The sequence below is a fragment of the Allobosea sp. 10L422 genome (assembly GCF_056395345.1).
In genome coordinates this window covers 191080-212182 of sequence record NZ_JBFTJI010000010.1, presented here as the reverse complement: position 1 = coordinate 212182, position 21103 = coordinate 191080, and the positions used below count along the sequence as shown (strand labels likewise).

Genomic DNA, 21103 nt, shown 5'->3' with positions numbered 1-21103 from the left:
ATTGACCTCATGGGGGTCGGAAAGGAAACTAGATTCAATCCTGCAAGAGGCGCTCAAAGAGCTCCTTCTGCTCCCGTTCGTGCCGTTCGATCGAACCGGCTGCGGTGACCGCCATGGACGGGCGCGCAACGAGCTTCACTCCTTGCGAATCAAAGCCCAGAGTGGCGGCCAGTTGATCGCGTAGATATGGCCAACCGCCTTGATTCTCTGCTTCCTCCTGAAGCCAGAACACTCGCTCGACGTTACTGTATTGGTCGATCGCGTTCTTCAATTCCGGGGCGGGGAAAGGATAGATCTGCTCGATTCGGATGACCTGGAACCGGTCCTTGTGGGGATGCCCTTCAAGTTCGCTCTGGAGGGCATAGAAGATTTTGCCAGAGCACATGATGACCGTTCTGACAGCGTCCGGATTTCCGATGGGCTCGACTATGACGGGCTTGAAGCTCGTTCCCGCAACCATATCATCAAGGCGAGAGACCGCGGCTTTTGCTCTCAACAATGATTTCGGAGCGATCAGGAACAGCGGCTTTCGCCACGGAGCGATTACCTGGCGCCGGAGCAGATGGAACAGATTTGACGGCGTGCTGGGCTGAGCGACGATCAGATTGCCGCCGGCGCAGAGTTGTGTCAGTCGCTCTATCCGCGCGGAGGAATGGTCCGGCCCCTGCCCCTCCAGGCCATGAGGCAGCATGATCGTCAGACCGGATTTCAGCCTCCACTTGGCTTCGGCCGACGCGATATATTGATCGACGACAATCTGGGCCCCGTTCACGAAGTCGCCGAACTGAGCCTCCCACATTGTCAACTGACGGGGATCGACCAGACTAAACCCGTATTCGAAGGCCAGCACGCCATACTCTGAAAGCGGGCTGTTGACGATTTCGAGGCGCCCAGCTGCTTCGAGACCGTCCCGAAGGGGCACATAGCGCGCCCCGCTGACTGTGTCGTGGACGGCCAGATGGCGTTGAGTGAAGGTACCACGCTCAGAATCCTGGCCGGAAAGGCGGACACCGGCCCCCTCCGCAAGCAGCGATGCGAAAGCCAGGGCCTCTGCGGTGGCAAAGTTGATGCCCTCACCCCGGGAAATGGTCGTTGCTCGTGCTTCATAGAACTGCCGAACTTTAGGATTTGCGGTGATAGTTTCCGGGATGGCACTTGTCTGAAGGCCGATTTTTGCTAGCGCAACCTGATCAACGCCGGTCTCCACAGAGCGCAGAATGTCAGCTTCATCGCTCTGCTGGACGTGATTCCAGGCATCGCTCTGCATGGGTTCGTCATTTGGCGCGATATCGGCGGCAGACTCGAAGCCAGCCTGTAGCCTTGCTCGGAAATCCTTCGAGATCTCGGCGGCGTTCGCTTCAAATTCGGGATGCTCGGCAAGCACGTACTCAGAGAAGCTCTTGCGGATCGAAGGATGATTTTCGATCTTTTCCCAAGTCGACGGCTGCGTGAACCGCGGCTCGTCCAGCTCGTTGTGCCCGAACCGCCGATAGCACACGAGGTCGATCAGAATGTCGCGCTGGAAGGCGATCCTCCAATCGACAGCGAGGCGTGCTACGCGCGCAGCCGCGATAGGGTCATCGCCGTTCACATGCAGGATCGGCGCAGCGACCATCTTGCCCACGTCCGTGCAATATCGGGCACTCCGTCCTTCGGACGGCAGCGTCGTAAAGCCGATCTGGTTATTGACGATGAGGTGAATCGAACCAGATGCCGAATAGCTCTTCAGCCCCCCGAGCTGAAGGAGCTCTGCCGTCACGCCCTGACCGGAAAAGGCCGCGTCAGTATGCAACAGGAAGCAGAGCGTCTTACCCGCCTCGGTTCCATCGACCTTGCCAGTGGCGCGCGCGAGCCCGAGGGCTACCGGTGCGACTACCATCAGGTGCGAGGGATGAGGCAACAGGGTGAGATTGACGGTCTTGCCTTCGACCTCGAGGGCACTCGTATATCCTAGGTGGTAGGGCACGTCGCCGGTATAGATTGCGCCCTCGGAGAGGTCGCGGCCCATAAGTTCCGCAGCTAAGGTCGCCGGATTTTTCCGTAGAGCCGCAGCAAGGGTCGCGAGGCGACCGCGGTGCATGCCGCCCATAACGACGTTCTCGATCCCTTGTTTAGGGGCGGATCGAAGAACCTCCCGCAGAAGCGCGATAGCGCTTTCCGCGCCCTCGCTTCCAAACCGCTTTTTTGTTGGAAACTTGATCCTCATGAAGGATTCGAATTCGTCCACGAGGATAATTGACTCCAACGTGTCGATTTTGGTCTGGGGATCGATCTCGCTCGAAAAAGACCTTTCGAACACTTCGTACCACCAGCTACGCTCTTCCTCTTTTTCGAGATGCGCGACTTCCAGACCCACGGTCCTGGCGTATGTCGATTTCAGCAAGCTGCCGGCTTCTTCCGCGAGCATCCGCCGTGTCTCGCCACCGAATGAGAGATCAACCTGGTGCCCGGCGAATTCGGCCACCCGCGCCCGAAGTGCGTTCAGAGTCTCGACGTTCTCGGTTGGCTCAGTCGACAGTGGATCTGTCGTCGCCTCAAGGTGACCGTACCAGCGATAACCTTGCTGCAATGCCTCGATAGCCGCCTGGGCGGTAGATCGTGATCGAACGTTCTCGCCATCCTCCAGCCCTTCGAAATGGAACGCCCAGTCGGCTGGAACGGAACTCGGATCGCGCCGGTACCTGGAGTACAGGTGGATGAAGTAGGCGCTGTCGCCGCCAATCGGAAAATTCATGGAGATTAAGCCTCACAGCCCCTCAAGCGGCAGCGACCTCGTAACGCGGTCCGGTCCATGGATTTCTCTGCCGCGGCCGCCTTAGTGCGATTATTCTCTAGATGAATAATCATTTCAATACAGATTCGACAATCGTCCAACCCTTGCTCAGTTCGAAGAAACTGAAGGCGGGGTTGATCTGCGAGGGCCAGTGCACCCTCGCATTCAGGTTCGATGTCGAAAGACAGCTCTGCGGCTAGCGAGCGAACGACGCCTTCGCTTGAGCTCCCGCAGCCCACACGTCGGCAATTGACTTGCCGGCCTCGATAGCGGCAACGCACGCGTCATCGCGAGCGACAATGCCCTTGGCGATCTCCAAGATCTCTACAATGCGGCCTTTAGGAACAGCTACCGCACCGGTGTCATCGGCGAAAATGAGGTCGCCGGGATGCACCGTGACGCTACCCAGAGTGATGGGCTGCTGCGTGCTTTCCACGCCGATGCGATTCTTGCCCGTCCGCATAAAGGTACCCCGACTGAACATCGGGTAATTCAGCGACCTTGTTCCGTCGATGTCGCGGCAAACCCCATCGATAATGGTTCCGGCAAAGCCGTGCCGAACGGCAAAAAGGGACAGCGTGTCGCCCCACACGGAGCACTCGGTCCGGGCTCGATTGTTGATCGCGCAAATCGCGCCTTCTGGAACCTCGTCCAAAAAATCGGCGAACCGGCCAAGCGTCGATTCCGAGATTGAGTACTGGACCGTAAATGCCGGCCCACACATTTTCCTTCCAGGAACCTGTGAGACGAGATCGTTGATCGTTCCATGAATTCCGATCACGTCCAACGCATCGGAAATAATGGACGAGCTCAGCTCTTTGTACTGGTTCAGGACCGATTCTTTGATCGACTTGCTCGGCATATCCAACTCCCTAGATAGCGTTATTTTCATTCACCACATCTGCCAATCGGCTAGCCCAGGCAGACATTCCGTTTGGCGAAGTGCAACGCTTTTTCGCGCATTCCGCGCGAGCGTCCCACGCCGCTGTCCTACACTGAAACCTAGTCCCTCCCGGCTGAGACCATCGCATCCGCGGCGGTTCCCATCGAGCGAAAAGTGAACTCATTATTCTCTTGATGAATTCAGAATTCAAGAATAAAGATGCGCCCACTTCGCCAACGTCGAGACCGGCGCCAAGCCGGCAGGAAACGCAGCCAATCGAGAAGGCGCCGGGACCCAGGCTCACAAAGAGCGGCACCGCGCCCGGCAATGGGAGCAACGCGTGCACCGTTTGCAGCTGAACCGACGAACTACCTCCTATCTTCCACAGCCGTCTGTCCGCTCCGCAGCAGCTTTGGGAGCTGCAATGTCGATCTTCTCCCTCCCGAGGCTGTAATGCACTCGCTGCTGACTGATTTGAGGGTTGTCGAAGCGTCCTCGTTTGTCGCCGCTCCTTCATGCGGCCTGCACCTGGCCCAGCTCGGGGCGACCGTGATTCGCCTTGATATGATCGGCGGTGGCCCAGATTTTCGGCGTTGGCCGCAGTCGGACACCGGGACCAGCTTGTTCTGGGAAGGGCTGAACAAGGGAAAGAAGTCAGTCGCAATCGATCTGCGACAGCCGCAGGGTCGAGAACTGGCCGCCCGCATAGTAACCGCTCCCGGTGAGGGCGCCGGTCTCTTCGTTACGAACTTTCCCGTTTCCGGCTTTCTCGCGCATGATCGGTTGGCCGCGCATCGACCCGATCTCGTCACAGTGCGGGTCATGGGTCACGCGAGCGGGCAGCAGGCTGTCGATTACACGGTCAATAACGCCGTGGGGCTTCCGTCGATGACTGGCCCTGCCGATCCCGGAGCTGAGCCAGTCAACCACGTCTTGCCTGCATGGGATCTGCTCGCAGGATCCCACGCAACCTTTGCTCTGCTGGCCGCTGAGCGCCATCGCCAAGCCACGGGACAGGGACAGGAGGTTCGACTACCGCTTTACGACCTGGCCGCATCGACGTTGGGCCATCTGGGCCAGATTGCCGAGGTTACCGCGCAGCGAAGCAGCAGGCCTCGATACGGCAACGCTCTCTACGGAGCCTTCGGTCGTGACTTCCTCACCGCCGATGGCGAGCGGATTATGGCCGTAGCAATCACGGAGGGGCAATGGTCGAGCCTGATCCGGGCGCTCAAGATCGAGACCGAGGTCGCGCGGATTGAACAACTCCGAGGCGTTTCCTTCAAGTCCGACGAGGGCATTCGCTTCATTTATCGAGACGAGCTTTTCGCACTCGTCGAGTCGCAGATTCGGTCCCGCCCCTATTCCGAACTCGCCCGCGCTTTCGATGAGCTGGGTGTCTGCTGGTCTTTATACCGCGACCTGAAGGAGGCTCTGGACGAAGATCCGGAATTCTCCAGCGACAACCCGGTGTTCTCAATCATCAAACATCCCAGTGGCCTGACATACCTGACGCCGGGTAGTGCCACCGCTTTCTCCGGACTGACCAGGCAGGATCCGGTCCGTGCGCCGAAGCTCGGAGAGCACACCGAGGAGATTCTGGCGAACGTCCTCGGCCTCACCGGCGGCGAGATCGCAAAACTCCACGATCTCGGAACTGTCGCCTCCGCCTAAAATTCAGCAGTTCAGGAATTTTCTGATGTCCGTCGTAGATGTGGAACTCAGCTCCGAGGATCGCGAGCTTCGAGCCGTCGCTGAGGCGGCCAAGGCGGCCGCGTCGTTTCGGATGCGCGCCGTGCGTGCGGTGTCTGATCAACTGGCCCCGGATGGCAAGCTGGACACTGCAGCCGCCAATCGGGCCCAGCGCGCGATTCACGGACTCGCCTGGATTGCGACAGTCAGCGAATCCCTTACTCAGGTGGCGACCTGGGCCGTCGAGCTGAACACCCGGGGCGCCTTGACTGTGTTTGACCGGCTAGCGGTGCAAATTCTTTTCGGCGAGTACCTCAATCAATTGGTCCATGGCATTCCCATGAGCCAAAATGAGATCGTCCGCCCCGGTGAGCTCGGCCTCGAGGCATCGGTCTCGGAGCTCGTCTCGGTACCAGCCGTCGATGATTTGCTGAAGCGGGGCAATAATCGCGAGAATCGCGAGCAGCTGATCCTCGCATATCGCGAGGGTAGCTCGCTTACGGAAAGCCTTGGAGATGAGACGCTCGATCTAATCCGGGAACAGTATCGCCGGTTTGCAGCCGAGCGGATCACTCCGAACGCCCACGCCTGGCACCTGAAAGACGAACTAATTCCAGACGGCGTCGTCGCCGAGCTCGCGGAGATGGGGACGTTCGGCGTCTGCATCTCGCCCGATTTTGGCGGGTTGGGCCTAGGCAAGACGGCTATGTGCGTGGTCACGGAAGAGCTAAGCCGCGCCTGGATTGCCGCCGGTTCGCTTGGCACACGATCGGAGATCGCCGGTGAGCTGATCAGCATCGCAGGCACCCCCGAGCAAAAGCAGGAATGGCTTCCGGCAATCGCTTCCGGTTCTGTACTGCCCACGGCGGTCTTCACGGAGCCTGACACTGGTTCGGATCTGGCCAGCCTGAAAACGCGCGCCACCAAGTTGGTCGATGGGGGCTGGCGCCTTTCGGGCAACAAGACCTGGATTACACACGCATCCAGAAGCGATCTGATGACTGTCTTGGCGCGAAGCGACGCTTCAGCCCCAGGGTACAAGGGACTCTCCATGTTTCTCGTCCCCAAGACCCGGGGGACGGAGACGGACGCGTTCCCAGATCAGGGCTTGTCGGGCGGAGAAATCCCGGTTCTGGGCTATCGCGGCATGCGCGAATACGAGCTCTCCCTCAATGACGTGGCTGTACCTTCGACAGGCTTGCTCGGGGGAGTTGAAGGAGCCGGCTTTAAACAACTCATGCAGACGTTTGAAGGCGCGCGAATCCAGACCGCAGCGCGCGCACTCGGCGTCGCCTGGCGAGCGTTCGAGCTCGGCTGGAAATACTCGGAGGAGCGAAAGCAGTTCGGCGAGCCGCTCAACCGGTTCCCACGGGTCTCCGACAAGCTGGCTCTGATGATTGCCGAAATTCTGGCCGCCAGGTCGATCACGTATTACGCCGCGCAGCAAAAGGATCTCGATCGGCGTTGCGACGTCGAAGCAGGAATGGCGAAGCTCCTAGCCGCGCGAGTCGCTTGGGCAAACGCCGACAACAGCCTGCAGATCCATGGCGGCAACGGCTACGCTCTTGAGTATGAAATCAGTAGAGTTCTATGCGACGCGAGAATATTAAACATATTCGAAGGCGCAGCGGAAATTCAGGCTCACGTAATTGGTAGAGGCTTAATTTCGAAATCGGCCAATTAGATCAAGTCGTCGAACCAATTTCATTGATTGTAAATGGTCCCACGGACCGAGCTCCAGAGATTTTGCATGAGTGACGCTCCGATCGCCGAATTGGATCTGGCCCATCTGCGCAAATGGATCGGACAAACCTCGACTGTCGCTGACGTTTTGAGCGGCGGACTTGCTGAAAAATACCATGCGACGTTCGATCATCGTGGGCCGCCTCCGCAGATCGGCGAAAGCGTTCCGCCGCTCTTCCATTTTTGCCTGGCGCAGCCTGCTGCTCCAACGGCAAACCTCGGCTCGGACGGCCATCCTGGTCGTGGCGGCTTCCTACCTCCAGTTCCTCTTCCCCGTCGAATGTGGGCCGGTGGAAACCTGACCTTCCATCGTCCCCTGGGCGTGGGGGATCACGTCCGGCGCACGTCACGCGTTTCCGATGTCGCAATAAAAGAAGGGCGCTCAGGTCCGCTATGCTTCGTCACTGTCGACCACAAGATTGAGGCGAACAGCATGCTTGCGATCGAAGAGCGACAGGACATCGTGTACTTGGGAATCGATCCATCGCCACGGCCACCGGCTGCTCCAGCGTCGACCACTTCGAAGGGCGAGTTTGTCAGGCCGATGAAAGTCGGCGCCACGCATCTGTTTCGCTATTCCGCTCTCACCTTCAATAGCCACCGAATTCATTACGATCGGCAATATGCCGTGGAGGTCGAGGATTATCCCGGCCTCGTGGTCCACGGCCCCTTGCAGGCGGCCCTGCTCGGCGACTTTGCCCTTGAGATAAAGGGTTCCTGGCCGGCGCGCTTCAAGTTTCGCGGCCTTTCTCCCCTTTTGGACGAGGATTCGTTCTCGTTAAACGCAGCCTCTGACGGAGCTGGATTGAAGCTCTGGACAGCGAAAGAAAGCGGGGCCGTTTGCATGACCGCCGAGGCGCACTGGTCATGATCGAAGCGCTCGACTTCAACATTCCTCTTTTCGTGCCCGGGAATAGGCCTGAACGCTTTGCAAAGGCAGCTCGAAGCGGAGCCGATGCGATCATCATCGACCTTGAGGACGCGGTCGCTCCAGAGTTGAAGATCGGGGCTCGGGAGAGCCTTTCCGCGGTTAGCGCCGAAGTTCCGGCATTGGTACGGATTAATGCGCTTGGCACGCCCTGGAACCTTGAGGATCAGGCCGCTGTCAAGGATGGTTCATTCGCCGGCGTGGTCGTGCCTAAGGCGGAAGCGACAGAGCCCTTTGAAAACCTATGCAACAATCTTGGGATGCCCGTTGTCGCCTTGATCGAGTCGGCACAAGGCCTGGCGGATGCAAGGAAGCTGGCTGCGGTCCCCAACGTGCACCGCTTGGCGTTCGGAAGCATCGACTTCTGTGCCGACGTCGGCTGCGCCCATGATTATGATGCGTTGCTCCTCGCGCGCAGCGAGATCGTGTTGGCCTCCCGCCTGGCAGGTCTCTCCGCTCCCATCGATGGTGTCACGACCTCGATCGACGATTACGAAATGATCCGCGGCGATGCTCGGAATGCGCGCCGCTTGGGCTTCAGCGGCAAGCTATGCATCCATCCTCGTCAGATCCCCTCTATTCAGGCGGGCTTCGCACCTGACGAAGCCGAGCTGATTTGGGCGTGCAAGGTGCTCAATAGCGACGAAGGTGCTGTCGCTGTTGACGGCGCCATGGTCGACGAGCCTGTACGCCTAAGGGCGCGCGCCATCCTAAAGCGGGCGGGAGCGAACGCTCCCCTTCTGGTCATTCCAAGGGAGCGTACGCAATGAAGATCTTGGTGCCCGTAAAGCGGGTCGTCGACTACAACGTGAAGATCCGCGTGAAGGCGGACGGTTCGGGCGTCGAGCTCGCCAATGTGAAAATGTCGATGAACCCCTTCGACGAGATCGCGGTCGAAGAGGCACTGCGCCTGAAGGAAGCGGGCAAGGCGACCGAAGTGGTCGTGGTCTCGATCGGCCCGGCCCAGGCCGCCGAGACGATCCGCACCGGCCTCGCCATGGGCGCTGACCGCGGCATCCTCGTGAAAGTTGACGGCACGACCGAGCCGCTGGCCGTCGCCAAGCTGCTCAGGAAGGTCGTCGAGCAGGAGGCACCCGGCCTCGTCATCCTCGGCAAGCAGGCCATCGACGACGACTGCAACCAGACCGGCCAGATGCTCGCCGCCCTTCTCGGCTGGCCGCAGGGCACCTTCGCTTCCAAGGTCGCCATCGGTGACGGCTCTGTCGACGTCACCCGCGAGGTCGATGGCGGCCTGCAGACGGTCGCGCTGAAGCTGCCGGCGATCGTCACCACCGATCTGCGCCTCAACGAGCCGCGCTACGCCTCGCTGCCCAACATCATGAAGGCAAAGAAGAAGCCCCTCGACGAGACCACGGCCGAGACGCTCGGCGTCGATGTCACCCCGCGCCTCAAGGTGCTGAAGACGGCCGAGCCCACCGGCCGCTCCGCCGGCGTCAAGGTGGCCAACGCCGCCGAACTCGTCTCCAAGCTCAAGACCGCCGGGGTGATCTGATGACCACGCTGCTGATCGCCGAACACGACAACGCCTCGGTCAAGGACGCCACCGCCAAGGCGCTGAGCGCGGCGCAGGCGCTGGGCGCCCCCGTCCACATCCTCGTCGCCGGCCAGGGCGCCAAGGCTGCCGCCGATGCCGCAGCCTCGCTCGCCGGCGTCGAGAAGGTGCTGCTCGCGGATGACGCCGCTTACGGCCATGCGCTGGCGGAGCCGCTCGCGGCGCTGATCGTCAAGCTCGCGGACGGCTACGACGCCATCGTCGCGCCCTCCACCACCACGGGCAAGAATGTCCTGCCGCGCGTCGCCGCCCTGCTCGACGTGATGCAGGTCTCGGACGTCACCAAGGTCGTCTCGCCCGACACCTTCGAGCGCCCGGTCTATGCCGGAAACGCAATCCAGACCGTGCAGTCCGGCGACGCCAAGAAGCTGCTCACCATCCGCACGGCCTCCTTCCAGGCTGTCGGCGAAGGCGGCTCGGCCTCGGTCGAGAGCGTCTCTGCCGCCGAGAATCCCGGCTCCTCCAGCTTCAAGGGCGAGGAGGTCGCGAAGTCCGACCGCCCGGAACTGGCCTCCGCCAAGATAATCATTTCGGGCGGCCGCGCGCTGGCCTCGGCCGAGAACTTCACCAAGGTGATCGAGCCCGTCGCCGACAAACTCGGCGCCGCCATGGGCGCCTCACGCGCAGCCGTCGATGCCGGCTACGCCCCGAACGACTGGCAGGTCGGCCAGACCGGCAAGGTGGTCGCCCCCGAGCTTTACATCGCGGTCGGCATTTCCGGGGCGATCCAGCATCTGGCCGGCATGAAGGACTCCAAGGTCATCGTCGCCATCAACAAGGACGAGGAAGCCCCGATCTTCCAGGTGGCCGACTACGGCCTCGTCGGCGACCTCTTCTCGGTCCTGCCCGAGCTCGACGCCGAGCTCGATTGACGGCCCAAAATTAGCGCAGGCGAACTCCCGGAAAGCGAGCCCGCTTCCTGAACGAGAAAGCTGCAAGTCGCCGGGCCGCCGCATAGGCGGCCTGAACGAAGCTACCTGTGACGAGCCCATGACATGCCCACCATCAGCAAGATCCTGGTCGCCAATCGTTCGGAAATTGCGATCCGCATTTTCCGCGCCGCTAACGAGCTCGGCCTGAAGACCGTCGCGGTCTGGGCAGAGGAAGATAAACTGGCTCTACATCGCTTCAAGGCAGACGAAAGCTATCGCATTGGCCGAGGCCCGCAACTTGCCCGGGATCTGGGGCCAATCGAGAGTTATCTCTCGATTGACGAGGTCATGCGCGTCGCGAAGATCTCGGGCGCCGACGCGATTCATCCGGGTTACGGGCTGCTTTCGGAAAGCCCAGAATTTGCGGAAGCCTGCGCACAGAACGGCTTCACTTTCATCGGCCCGACCGCGGAGACGATGCGACAACTGGGAAACAAGGTCGCGGCCCGAAACCTGGCCGTTTCCCTAGGCGTTCCGGTTGTTCCCGCTACAGAGCCGCTCCCGGAGGATCTCGCCGAAATCGCCAAGATGGCGGAGACAATCGGCTACCCCGTTATGCTCAAGGCTTCATGGGGCGGCGGCGGCCGTGGCATGCGCGTCATCCGTGAGCGCGCTGATCTCGCTCGCGAGGTGACGGAGGCAAGGCGCGAAGCTAAGGCCGCCTTCGGCAAGGACGAAGTCTACCTCGAAAGGCTCGTCGAGCGGGCGCGCCATGTCGAAAGTCAGATTCTTGGCGACACCCATGGTCACGTCGTGCATCTCTTCGAGCGGGACTGCTCTATCCAGCGACGAAACCAGAAGGTCGTCGAGCGAGCACCGGCTCCATATCTGAGCGAGGCGCAGCGTGCCGAGCTCGCTGAATACTCACTGCGCATTGCCCAAGCGACGAGCTATGTCGGCGCCGGCACGGTCGAGTACCTAATGGATGCGGATAGCGGCAAATTCTACTTCATCGAGGTCAACCCGCGGATTCAAGTCGAGCACACCGTCACCGAACTCGTTACCGGTATCGATATCGTCAAGGCACAAATCCATATCCTTGAAGGCCACGCCATCGGCACCGAGGCCTCCGGCGTGCCTCATCAGGCAGCGATCCGTCTAAACGGCCATGCCCTGCAATGCCGGATCACCACGGAGGATCCCGAGCAGAATTTCATTCCGGATTACGGCCGCATTACCGGCTATCGCGCGGCTTCGGGCTTCGGCATTCGGCTTGATGGCGGCACAGCCTATCCTGGTGCCGTCATCACCCGCTGTTACGATCCACTGCTGGAGAAGGTCACGGCCTGGGCTCCTACGCCGAAGGAGGCGATCGCTCGCATGGACCGCGCGCTGCGCGAGTTCCGCATCCGCGGTGTCGCAACAAACCTAACCTTCCTCGAGGCGATCGTGGGTCACCCCACCTTCGCGGAGATGAGCTACACGACACGCTTCATCGATACCACACCGGAGCTGTTCCGGCAGGTGAAGCGGCAGGACCGCGCAACCAAGCTGCTGACTTATCTTGCGGATGTCACCGTCAATGGCCATCCCGAAACGCGTGACCGAACTCGACCACTTGCGAGCGCCGTCACGCCCGTTGTGCCTCTGGCGAACCTACCCGTTCCACCGGGCACCCGTCAGATGCTCGAAAAGCTTGGTCCGACTGGTTTCTCCCGCTGGGTGCGAGAGCAAAAGCCCGTCCTCTTCACAGACACGACCATGCGCGACGCACACCAGTCGCTCCTTGCGACGCGCATGCGAACATACGACCTTGCTCGCATCGCTCCGACCTATGCGCGCGCGCTGCCGAACTTGTTCTCGCTCGAATGCTGGGGTGGAGCGACATTCGACGTCGCGATGCGCTTCCTGACCGAAGACCCATGGGAACGCTTGGCGAAGATCCGGGAAGGCGCACCGAACATTTTGCTCCAGATGCTGCTGCGTGGGGCGAATGGCGTCGGGTACAGGAATTATCCCGACAATGTTGTGCGTCTCTTCATCCGCGAAGCCGCGAAGGGAGGTATTGATGTCTTTCGTGTCTTCGATTGCCTGAACTGGGTCGAGAACATGCGCGTCGCCATGGACGCGGTCGTGGCACAAGGCAAGCTCTGCGAGGCCGCGATCTGCTACACTGGCGATCTCTTCGACGCCGCGCGGTCGAAGTATGATCTCAAGTATTACGCCGACCTAGCAGCTCAGCTCGAAAAAGCCGGGGCCCATCTGATCGCCGTCAAGGACATGGCAGGTCTGCTCCGACCGGCGGCGGCCCGTCAGCTGTTTCGAGCTTTGCGCGACGCCACCGATCTGCCGATCCATTTCCACACCCACGATACGTCGGGCATTTCAGCCGCCACTGTCCTGGCAGCGGTGGAAGCGGGCGTCGACATCGTCGACGCTGCGATGGATGCCCTCTCCGGCGGCACGTCGCAGCCATGCCTCGGTTCGATCGTGGAGGCACTTAGCCGATCCGAGCGCGATCCAGGCCTTGACCCTGCTTGGATCAGGCGAATCTCATTCTATTGGGAGGCCGTGCGGTCCCAATACGCCGCCTTCGAGAGCGACCTGAAGGGGCCGGCGTCGGAAGTTTATCTTCACGAAATGCCGGGTGGGCAATTCACCAATCTCAAGGAGCAAGCCCGCTCGCTGGGATTGGAGTTGCGCTGGCATCAGGTGGCACAGGCCTACGCCGACGCCAACCGGATGTTCGGCGACATCGTCAAGGTTACGCCGTCCTCCAAGGTTGTTGGAGACATGGCGTTGATGATGGTCACCCAGGACCTTGCCGTCGCAGATGTCGAGAATCCGGAGAGGGATATTGCCTTCCCAGATTCGGTCGTATCGATGCTCAAGGGTGATCTGGGTCAGCCGCCCGGCGGTTGGCCAGCCGCGCTACAGAAGAAAGCGCTGAAGGGCGAGACGCCGTACGTCGAGCGCCCAGGCTCGCTTCTGTCGGACGCCGACCTTTCGGCCGAGCGCGTCACCGTCGAGGAAAAGCTCGCCCGTCCGGTGAGCGATGCGGAATTCGCTTCCTATCTCATGTACCCAAAGGTCTTCACCGACTTCGCCCTCGCGGCGGAGACCTATGGACCGGTCAGCACCTTACCTACACCCGCTTATTTCTATGGCTTAGCGGTTGGCGAAGAAGTGCTTCCTGAAATCGAGATCGGCAAGATGCTGGTTATCCAGCACCAGGCTACGTCCGAGCCCGACGAGCAGGCGATGGTAAAGGTCTTTTTCGAGCTCAACGGCCAACCTCGCATGGTGAAGGTACCTGACCGCAATCGCGTCGCCAGCCGCCCTGTGCGGCGTAAGGCCGAAACCGGCCAGCCTGGCCAGGTCGGTGCGCCAATGCCGGGAGTGGTCTCGACGATCGGCATCTCTGTCGGACAGATGGTCAAAGCGGGCGACGTCCTGCTCTCGATCGAAGCGATGAAGATGGAAACGGCACTTCACGCGGACCGCGATGGCACGATCAGCGAAATTCTCGTCAAAGCAGGCGATCAGATCGACACAAAGGATCTGCTTGTGTCGCTGATTTAAGGCTTTGCTTCATGCTGCCCACGCTTATCCTCATCCCAGGCCTCCTTAACGACGCAGAGCTGTGGCGCGACCAAGTGGACGCGCTATCCGATGTGGCCGACTGCCAGGTCGCCGACATCACAGCCGATGCCAGCCTTGAAGCGATGGCTCATAATGTGCTCGCCAAGGCTCCTGCACGTTTTGCCTTGGCCGGCTTCTCGCTGGGCGGCTTCGTGGCAATTGAGATCGCGCGTATGGCGCCGGAGAGAATCGACCGGCTGGCTCTTCTCGACACGTCGATCAAAGCTGATAGCCCAAGCCGGGCAGCCTCGAGGTCTGCGCTGAACGAAGTGGCAAGATCACCGGGCAAGTTCCATGGCTTCGGCCACGGACTCCTTAAGGCCTATCTCGCCCCTAAACATATAAATGATGAGAGGATCGTGGCCCGGATCCGCGGCATGACGGAAAGGTTGGGCCCGGAGGTCTTCGTCCGCCAGAACAATGTTATTCGCAAGGATGGCGCCGACGTTTTGGCAGCGCTTCGGTGCCCTCTGCTTATTCTCGCCGGAGAGTTCGACGAGATCACACGCTTGCGGGATCATGAGGCCATGGTGGCGATCGCGCCGGGTGCTCGGCTCGTAACGATTTCCAATGCCGGCCACATGACGCCGATCGAGAATGCCGATGCGGTATCCGCAGCCATGCGCGAATGGCTGACTGCCGCCTCCCCAATCTGAGGGCGTAGGCTCGTCAGCTGCCGGCAGAATTGCCGGGAGCGTCGGCCACTCGCTCCCGAACCAGACCGATGCAAACCAGTAAGCGCCCCAAGCCGTTCAGCTCGCCATTGACACGCATAGAAATTGCGTTTTGAATAAAACAATCACGAGGTGAATACAAATGCACCGCGATAACGTGGCCCAGCTTAAGGGCCAGCTTCAGGAAACGCTCGGCCCCAAGGGCATCGTCGAGGATCCAGGTCAGCTTGAGGGCATGACCACGCCTTGGCGCGACAAATGGACATCCGAACCTGCTCTCGTGGTGCAACCTGCGACGACGGGGGAGGTCCAGGCCGTTGTTCAGCTTTGCCGTAGCCTGGGTTTCCCGATCGTCCCCCAAGGGGGGAACACTGGCGTCACTGGCGCCGCGCTTTGTCGTGAAGGCGGCACCGAGGTCCTTCTCTCGTTGCGCCGGATGAATCAGATCCGCGAGCTCGATGTCGATGACGACATGCTGATTGCTGAAGCGGGCTGCGTTCTGAACGATGTGAAGGCCGCAGCTGCGAAAGTCGGACGGCTCTTTCCGCTCTCCCTGGGAGCTCAGGGCAGCTGCATGATCGGCGGCAACATCGCCACCAACGCGGGAGGGATCAACGCCCTCCGCTATGGGCCAATGCGCAATATGGTTGCCGGCCTCGAGGTCGTGACCGCCAACGGCGAACTTTGGAGTTCGCTGAAGCTGCTGCGCAAAGACAACTCCGGCTACGACCTCAAGCAACTCTTCATCGGTTCAGAAGGGACGCTTGGCATCATTACTGCCGCTGCGCTCAAGCTCTCCATGCTGCCTTCGCGTTCGGCGACGGCGATTGTCGCGGTCAAGAGCCCGACCGAAGCGATCGCCTGGTTCCGGAAGGTCAAGGAGGCGTTTGGTGGCCAATTGACCGCCTGCGAACTGATCGAACGTATTTGTATCGACGTAACGGTTCGGCGGATCCCCAATATCGTCGACCCGCTGCAGACGAAATACCCTTGGTACGTCCTGCTTGAAGTCGATTCTCTGGACCCTGAAGCTGACCTCGAAAGCCGCCTCGGATCGCTCTTCGAAGAGGCGTACCAGGAGGGCGTTGTTCTCGATGGCGCGATCGCGTCCTCAGGAGCTCAGGCCCAAGCTTTGTGGCATTTGCGCGAGTCGATCGGCGAAGCGCACCGGCACGAAGGCGTGTCGTTCAAACACGACATTTCTGTTCCAGTTTCCAAAGTTCCCGCCTTCATCGAAGAAGCGCAGGCACGGCTGTCCGAGCTTCATCCCGGCATTCGTTCGTTCGCCTTCGGGCACATAGGTGATGGCAACATCCACTTTAACCCCGTCCAGTCTGACAAGGAGCCGGCGGAAGCTTGGGCGGGGAGGCTCGCCGGCATCAATCGCATTGTCCACGACATCACCGTGAAGCTGGGTGGCTCGATCACCGCAGAACACGGAGTGGGCCAGCTGCGGCGCAGCGAGTTGGTTCACTATAAAGATCCGCTTGAAATCCGGATGATGCAGTCGATCAAGAACGTCCTTGACCCCACCGGCCTGTTTAACCCGGGGAAACTACTTCCATAAAATTCACTCGAAGCTAGGCGCGAGCACCCTGTTCGGACCTAAACCGGCCAAAAAATAAAATAAAATTGGCCTAAATCTTGGGAGGAAAAAGTGAATATGAATAATTCCGTAAGCGTTACTTCGCCTTCGCGCGAAGAAGTTCCCACGGAACTGACGCGTCGCTCTGTATTGGGCTATGCCGCTGCCGTCGGCACTGCGCTGGCTCTTCCGTCCGCGGGCGCCTTTGCTCAGGACGCAACGCCTGGCATCGACGCGGCTTCCAAAACGATCACGATTGGTGCCTTCACTCCGGTGACCGGCCCTGTTCCATTTTACGCTCTGATCTCTCACGGCGCGGATGCCTATTTCAAATACCTGAATGACAACGGCGGCATCCAGGGCTGGAAAATCAACTACATCCTGAAGGACGACGGCTACGAGCCTTCCCGGAGCGTGGCGGCGGCTCGACGTCTCGTCGAAGATGACAAGATCTTCGCTCTGGTTGCCAGCATCGGCACCGCCCAGAACATCGCAGTCATTCCTTATGCCAAGTCGGTCAACATTCCGATGGTTTCCCCGGTCGGGGGCTCTCCAAAGCTGGTCGCCGAGCCAAACATCTTTCCGCTATTGCCCGACTACGCCCTTTCGGGCTCCGCCAGCGCCGAGTTTGCGATCAATGATCTGAAGAAGAAAAAGATCGCTCTTCTTTGGGTGAATGACGAGGTCGGCCGGGGCGCCAAGCGCGGTATCGATCTCTATCTCGGTTCGCAGAAACTTGAGACGGCGGTAGCAACCTCCTTCGATTACTCCACGGCGGATTTTTCACCTCACGTGCGGCGCGCGGCCGAAGCGAATGCCGATGTGGTCATCCTATTCGGCTCGAATGCCAACCTAGCCGGCGCCTTGCGCGCAGCAGACAAGCAGGGCTTCAAGGCCGAGTGGATCGCCCCGTTCTTTACCGCCGATCCGGCTACCTACAGCCTGGCGAAATCGCTTCTGGACGGGGTCTATTTCTCCTCCTGGCTGCTGCCAGTCGATTCGGACGATGATTCCGTCAAGCAGTACCGCGCAGCTCTCCAGAAGTATTATCCACGTGACCCAATCGGCATCTTCGGCCTTAACGGTTGGACAAGCGCCGCGTTGTTCCGCGTAGCCTTCGAAAAAATGCTGAACTCGAAGGCCCCCTTGACCCGAGAGAGCCTAGTGGAGGCCCTTAACTCGATCAACAATGAGAAGGTGGGAGGGGTCAAGACGGTCACGTTTAGCAAGGACGACCATCGCGGGATCCGTCAGGAGACGATTATCCAGGCGAAGGACGGCAAGTATGTCGCGATCCGTGATTACACTCCCTATCCGGATGTAGTCTTCAACGCGAACCCGGGTTGATCGTATATGCTTTCGCTGATCTGGCAGGGCGCCATCACCGGCTTGTTGTACGCTATCGCGTCGCTCGGGCTGGTGATGGTATTCAAGAGCTCGCACATGGTGAACTTCGCACATGGAAGCATGGCGGGGTTCTGCGCCTTCATCGTTTATATGATCACGAGCGGTCTGGAGTGGCCTTGGCTCGTCGGCGTCCTTGCGGCGCTGGTCACTGCCGTAGGCCTCGCCGCGATTGCTTACTTCGCGATCGCGCCTCTGATCACGAAAGAAGGCACCACGGCGACAATTGCCACCCTTGGTCTCGGCCTAATGCTGCAGGGTCTGATCCTCAGCTTTTTCGGGGCGAACATCGTCAATCTCGATCTTCCGCTTCCGTCATGGTCGATGCAGATCCTCGGGTTCCGGGTCACGCTTTACGAGCTAGTGATCCTAGCTGTCGCCACCTTCATTGTAGTCTTCCTCTTCCTGCTCATCGATCGGACCCGCCTCGGGATCGCCTTTAGGACCGTGTCGACCCACGCCTTCGCAGCAGAAGTGTGTGGCTTGAGCATCCGACGAGTTCATCTCTTTGCCTGGATCGCTTCTGCTATCCTCGGCGTCATCGCCGCCGTGCTCATCGTCCCAACGACGTTCTTGAGCTCGACCACGGTTACGACTTTCATGCTCCAGGCATTTGCGGCGACGGTGATCGGGGGCTTTGATAGCCTGCCCGGTAGCATCATTGGCGGAATTCTGGTCGGCATCGCGACGAACTTGTTCGCCTTTTATGTCGCCCCGGAATTCATGAACACGTTCCTGCTCGTTTTCATCTTCACGTCGCTGACGATTTTCCCTGGCGGCATTCTCTCGCGTAGGGCTGGTGGCCGTGTCTGAAAGCACTCTTTCCAGTTCGGTCGGTTCCACGTCGAATGTAGGCCTCAGTGACAGGTTGAGCCGACTGCTCGATGCGACGCTGCTGCTGCTGCTGATTGTCGTTCCGTGGGTGGCTCCAAGCTTCTGGACCTACATATTGGCGTTGTCGCTTGCGAATGCGATCGGGGTCCTCTCCGTGAGCGTCGTCATTCGCTACGCCGGCGAGGTCTCGATCGGCCAGAACTTCTTCATCGCCGTCGGCGCCTACGCCGTGGCGATCTTGCAAGCCCGGCTCGGTGTGCCCTTCCCTGTGGGCGCTGCAATCGGCGCGCTTCTCGGGTGCCTGATGGGTCTGGCCTTCGCCTGGCCGTCGCGCAAGTTGTCGGGCGTCTATCTCAGCGTCGCGACGCTCGCCCTGGGCCTGTGCGTACCAGAGCTGCTCTTGCACTGGACCGAGATCACCGGCGGTTTCGAGGGCTTGAACGTCAAGCCGAACCTCGTTGCTGGCGTGCCTGGTGGCATTCAGCAGTTTTACGTAGCCCTCGTTGGATTTGCGATCGTCGTCATCGCCTTGGCCCGCTTCCGGCACTCGCGGTTCGGAATTGCATTGCTGACGGCCCGTCACCACGCCAAGGCAGCCGAGGCGTTCGGTATGCCGCTGGCTTCCGTGAGGCTCTTGGTTTTCGCACTCAGCGCCGGCATAGCCGGGTTTGGCGGCAGCGTTCTGGCTTTCGCCTCATCCACGGTCTCACCCAACAGCTTCACGTTCTGGTCTTCCGTCTATCTGCTCGTCGGATCGGTGGTCTGTCTCTATTCGACCAAACCAGCAGCCGCGTTCTTCGGCGGGCTGTTTATCACCGTCCTTCCTCAGCTGCTGTCCGACTACGGGGAGCTCGTCGAGATCATCTACGGCTTTACGCTTTTCGTTGTGATCTACATCTTCAACATTGCCCTTCCCCATCTTCGAGCAGCCGTTCGGCGAAAGCAGGCCCGCAATGGACATGTCTAATCATGGCGCGGGCCTGGTTGCGAAGGACGTCAATCTGGCCTTCGGCGGTCTTCAGGTCCTGAAGAATGTCAGCGTCGCGTTTCCACCCGGTGTGGTTACCGGCCTTATCGGCCCGAACGGCGCCGGCAAGACCAGCTTCTTCAACTGCCTCACCGGACTCTATCGCCCGAACTCCGGCGATATCTCACTCGATGGTCGCGAGCTCAAAGGTGTCTCCGCCTCGCGGCGTGCTCGCCTGGGGATCTCGCGTACTTTCCAGCATGTCGCTCTTTCTCCGGAATTAAGCGTCGAGGAGAACGTCCAGTTCGGACTCCATGCGTCGCGGACGAGCGGTCTGGCCGATGCGTTGCTTCCCTTACCAAGCGCGTGGAGCGATCGTGAGGAGAGCCGGCATAAGGCGATCGAGGCTCTCTCGCTCGTTGGCCTGGGCCATTTGGCCGACGTTCCCGCCGGCGGGGTTGCGCCTGGAACCCTGCGCCTCGTGGAGCTGGCACGGGCGATGGTCGGCCGTCCCCGTGCCTTGCTCCTCGATGAGCCTGCGGCAGGTCTGAATTCCTCGGAAACTAAGGACCTCGTGCACACGCTTCGACAGATCGCATCGAGCGACCTCGTCATGATCGTCGTCGAACACGACATGGATTTGATCATGCAGATCTGCGACGTCATCAACGTTCTGAATTTCGGGTCATTGATCGCTGCCGGGACGCCCGCGGAAGTTCAAGCGAACCCGCTAGTGGCTGAAGTCTATTTGGGAGCAGCAGATGACTGACATGCTCCTCGTTGAGAATCTGTCCGCCGGCTATCACGGAAGCCCGGCGATCGAGAAAGTGAACCTGCGCGTCGAAACCGGCACCGTGTTCGCGCTTCTCGGCGCGAACGGCGCTGGCAAATCCACGCTGCTCAAGTGTATCGCAGGGCTGATGCCAGCCTACTCCGGGCGCATTGTCTACAAAGGCAAGGACGTCACGACTGAGACGGCCAGGACGCGCGTTAGAGGCGGCATCTCCTACGTGCCCGAGGGGCGCGCTATCGTCACGAGCCTCAGCGTCGACGAAAACCTCCTCCTGGGCGGGCTCCACGTTGAGCGGGCGACGGTGCGCCAACGTCGAGAACTGGTCCTGGGGCTGTTCCCGGAAATCGGGGAACGGCTGACCTCCCCCGCGTGGCAGCTCAGCGGCGGCCAGCAGCAGATGCTCGCGATCGGGCGCGCGCTGATGTCCGGTCCGGAGTTACTACTCCTTGACGAGCCGTCGCTGGGGCTTTCGCCGCTCCTGGTAAAACGCGTCTTCAACCAGCTAGGCGAACTGCAGAAGCAGTTCGCTCTCACCGTTGTCCTGGTTGAGCAGAACTATCGGCTCACTCTGAAAGTGGCCCAGGCTGCTAGCTTCATGCGCAATGGCAGGATCGTCGGGCACCATAATGCCGCGGACCTGCGGACGCCGGAAGCTTACCAGAACATCATCTCAGCCTATTTCGGCTCGCCCTCCGAAGGGACGACAACCGAGGCTGCCGTGTCGCACTGAAGGATATGCC

The 21103-nt window shown here is 60.3% G+C and carries 16 protein-coding genes; 14 read left to right on the top strand and 2 right to left on the bottom strand.

Annotated features, from left to right (window positions below; all coding sequences use genetic code 11):
- Positions 1-34: 34 nt before the first annotated feature.
- Together AC1DEZ_RS19815 and AC1DEZ_RS19810 are read right to left on the bottom strand one after the other, a co-directional pair.
- On the bottom strand, positions 35-2734 hold the full coding sequence (locus tag AC1DEZ_RS19815; protein ID WP_476780537.1) for a 2-oxoglutarate dehydrogenase E1 component: 2700 nt from the start codon (positions 2732-2734) through the stop codon (positions 35-37).
- 235 nt (positions 2735-2969) lie between these two features.
- Positions 2970-3635, bottom strand: coding sequence for an RraA family protein (locus tag AC1DEZ_RS19810; RefSeq protein ID WP_476780536.1), 666 nt, complete (start codon positions 3633-3635; stop codon positions 2970-2972).
- Between the two features lie 474 nt (positions 3636-4109).
- Between AC1DEZ_RS19810 and AC1DEZ_RS19805 the strand changes: the two genes are divergently transcribed.
- From AC1DEZ_RS19805 to AC1DEZ_RS19740, 14 genes are all read left to right on the top strand, one after another.
- Positions 4110-5330, top strand: a complete 1221-nt coding sequence (locus AC1DEZ_RS19805) for a CoA transferase (protein ID WP_476780535.1) — start codon at positions 4110-4112, stop codon at positions 5328-5330.
- Between the two features lie 25 nt (positions 5331-5355).
- Positions 5356-7032, top strand: coding sequence for an acyl-CoA dehydrogenase family protein (locus AC1DEZ_RS19800; RefSeq protein ID WP_476780534.1), 1677 nt, complete (start codon positions 5356-5358; stop codon positions 7030-7032).
- 66 nt (positions 7033-7098) lie between these two features.
- On the top strand, positions 7099-7962 hold the full coding sequence (locus AC1DEZ_RS19795) for an HTD2 family dehydratase (protein WP_476780533.1): 864 nt from the start codon (positions 7099-7101) through the stop codon (positions 7960-7962).
- On the top strand, positions 7959-8789 hold the full coding sequence (locus AC1DEZ_RS19790) for an HpcH/HpaI aldolase/citrate lyase family protein (protein ID WP_476780532.1): 831 nt from the start codon (positions 7959-7961) through the stop codon (positions 8787-8789). The genes AC1DEZ_RS19795 and AC1DEZ_RS19790 overlap by 4 nt, the downstream gene beginning before the upstream one ends.
- On the top strand, positions 8786-9532 hold the full coding sequence (locus AC1DEZ_RS19785) for an electron transfer flavoprotein subunit beta/FixA family protein (protein WP_476780531.1): 747 nt from the start codon (positions 8786-8788) through the stop codon (positions 9530-9532). Before AC1DEZ_RS19790 ends, AC1DEZ_RS19785 begins: the two co-directional genes overlap by 4 nt.
- Positions 9532-10464 carry an electron transfer flavoprotein subunit alpha/FixB family protein gene (locus AC1DEZ_RS19780; protein WP_476780530.1) on the top strand — a complete coding sequence of 311 codons (933 nt, stop codon included), beginning with the start codon at positions 9532-9534 and terminating at the stop codon, positions 10462-10464. The genes AC1DEZ_RS19785 and AC1DEZ_RS19780 overlap by 1 nt, the downstream gene beginning before the upstream one ends.
- Positions 10465-10587: 123 nt before the next feature.
- Positions 10588-14046 carry a pyruvate carboxylase gene (pyc, locus tag AC1DEZ_RS19775; protein WP_476780529.1) on the top strand — a complete coding sequence of 1153 codons (3459 nt, stop codon included), beginning with the start codon at positions 10588-10590 and terminating at the stop codon, positions 14044-14046.
- An 11-nt stretch (positions 14047-14057) separates the two neighbouring features.
- Positions 14058-14762 carry an alpha/beta fold hydrolase gene (locus tag AC1DEZ_RS19770; RefSeq protein WP_476780528.1) on the top strand — a complete coding sequence of 235 codons (705 nt, stop codon included), beginning with the start codon at positions 14058-14060 and terminating at the stop codon, positions 14760-14762.
- A gap of 160 nt (positions 14763-14922) precedes the next feature.
- On the top strand, positions 14923-16347 hold the full coding sequence (locus AC1DEZ_RS19765) for an FAD-binding oxidoreductase (protein ID WP_476780527.1): 1425 nt from the start codon (positions 14923-14925) through the stop codon (positions 16345-16347).
- 96 nt (positions 16348-16443) lie between these two features.
- Complete coding sequence (locus tag AC1DEZ_RS19760) at positions 16444-17712, top strand: ABC transporter substrate-binding protein (protein WP_476780526.1); 1269 nt, start codon at positions 16444-16446, stop codon at positions 17710-17712.
- 6 nt (positions 17713-17718) lie between these two features.
- On the top strand, positions 17719-18582 hold the full coding sequence (locus AC1DEZ_RS19755; protein WP_476780525.1) for a branched-chain amino acid ABC transporter permease: 864 nt from the start codon (positions 17719-17721) through the stop codon (positions 18580-18582).
- 55 nt (positions 18583-18637) lie between these two features.
- A complete protein-coding gene (locus tag AC1DEZ_RS19750) occupies positions 18638-19570 on the top strand; it encodes a branched-chain amino acid ABC transporter permease (protein ID WP_476780524.1) in 933 nt (310 codons plus the stop codon).
- Positions 19557-20339 carry an ABC transporter ATP-binding protein gene (locus tag AC1DEZ_RS19745; RefSeq protein ID WP_476780523.1) on the top strand — a complete coding sequence of 261 codons (783 nt, stop codon included), beginning with the start codon at positions 19557-19559 and terminating at the stop codon, positions 20337-20339. The genes AC1DEZ_RS19750 and AC1DEZ_RS19745 overlap by 14 nt, the downstream gene beginning before the upstream one ends.
- Positions 20332-21093, top strand: a complete 762-nt coding sequence (locus tag AC1DEZ_RS19740; RefSeq protein WP_476780522.1) for an ABC transporter ATP-binding protein — start codon at positions 20332-20334, stop codon at positions 21091-21093. The genes AC1DEZ_RS19745 and AC1DEZ_RS19740 overlap by 8 nt, the downstream gene beginning before the upstream one ends.
- Positions 21094-21103: the final 10 nt, after the last annotated feature.

What these genes read in the sequence shown, in the direction of transcription:
- AC1DEZ_RS19790 (WP_476780532.1), top strand. Translation starts at nt 7,959, where the DNA reads ATGATCGAAGCGCTCGACTTCAACATTCCTCTTTTCGTGCCCGGGAAT.
- AC1DEZ_RS19765 (WP_476780527.1), top strand. Translation starts at nt 14,923, where the DNA reads ATGCACCGCGATAACGTGGCCCAGCTTAAGGGCCAGCTTCAGGAAACG.
- AC1DEZ_RS19785 (WP_476780531.1), top strand. Translation starts at nt 8,786, where the DNA reads ATGAAGATCTTGGTGCCCGTAAAGCGGGTCGTCGACTACAACGTGAAG.
- AC1DEZ_RS19770 (WP_476780528.1), top strand. Translation starts at nt 14,058, where the DNA reads ATGCTGCCCACGCTTATCCTCATCCCAGGCCTCCTTAACGACGCAGAG.
- AC1DEZ_RS19760 (WP_476780526.1), top strand. Translation starts at nt 16,444, where the DNA reads ATGAATAATTCCGTAAGCGTTACTTCGCCTTCGCGCGAAGAAGTTCCC.
- AC1DEZ_RS19810 (WP_476780536.1), bottom strand. Translation starts at nt 3,635, where the DNA reads ATGCCGAGCAAGTCGATCAAAGAATCGGTCCTGAACCAGTACAAAGAG.
- AC1DEZ_RS19815 (WP_476780537.1), bottom strand. Translation starts at nt 2,734, where the DNA reads ATGAATTTTCCGATTGGCGGCGACAGCGCCTACTTCATCCACCTGTAC.
- AC1DEZ_RS19795 (WP_476780533.1), top strand. Translation starts at nt 7,099, where the DNA reads ATGAGTGACGCTCCGATCGCCGAATTGGATCTGGCCCATCTGCGCAAA.
- AC1DEZ_RS19745 (WP_476780523.1), top strand. Translation starts at nt 19,557, where the DNA reads ATGGACATGTCTAATCATGGCGCGGGCCTGGTTGCGAAGGACGTCAAT.
- pyc (WP_476780529.1), top strand. Translation starts at nt 10,588, where the DNA reads ATGCCCACCATCAGCAAGATCCTGGTCGCCAATCGTTCGGAAATTGCG.
- AC1DEZ_RS19800 (WP_476780534.1), top strand. Translation starts at nt 5,356, where the DNA reads ATGTCCGTCGTAGATGTGGAACTCAGCTCCGAGGATCGCGAGCTTCGA.
- AC1DEZ_RS19780 (WP_476780530.1), top strand. Translation starts at nt 9,532, where the DNA reads ATGACCACGCTGCTGATCGCCGAACACGACAACGCCTCGGTCAAGGAC.
- AC1DEZ_RS19755 (WP_476780525.1), top strand. Translation starts at nt 17,719, where the DNA reads ATGCTTTCGCTGATCTGGCAGGGCGCCATCACCGGCTTGTTGTACGCT.
- AC1DEZ_RS19805 (WP_476780535.1), top strand. Translation starts at nt 4,110, where the DNA reads ATGCACTCGCTGCTGACTGATTTGAGGGTTGTCGAAGCGTCCTCGTTT.
- AC1DEZ_RS19740 (WP_476780522.1), top strand. Translation starts at nt 20,332, where the DNA reads ATGACTGACATGCTCCTCGTTGAGAATCTGTCCGCCGGCTATCACGGA.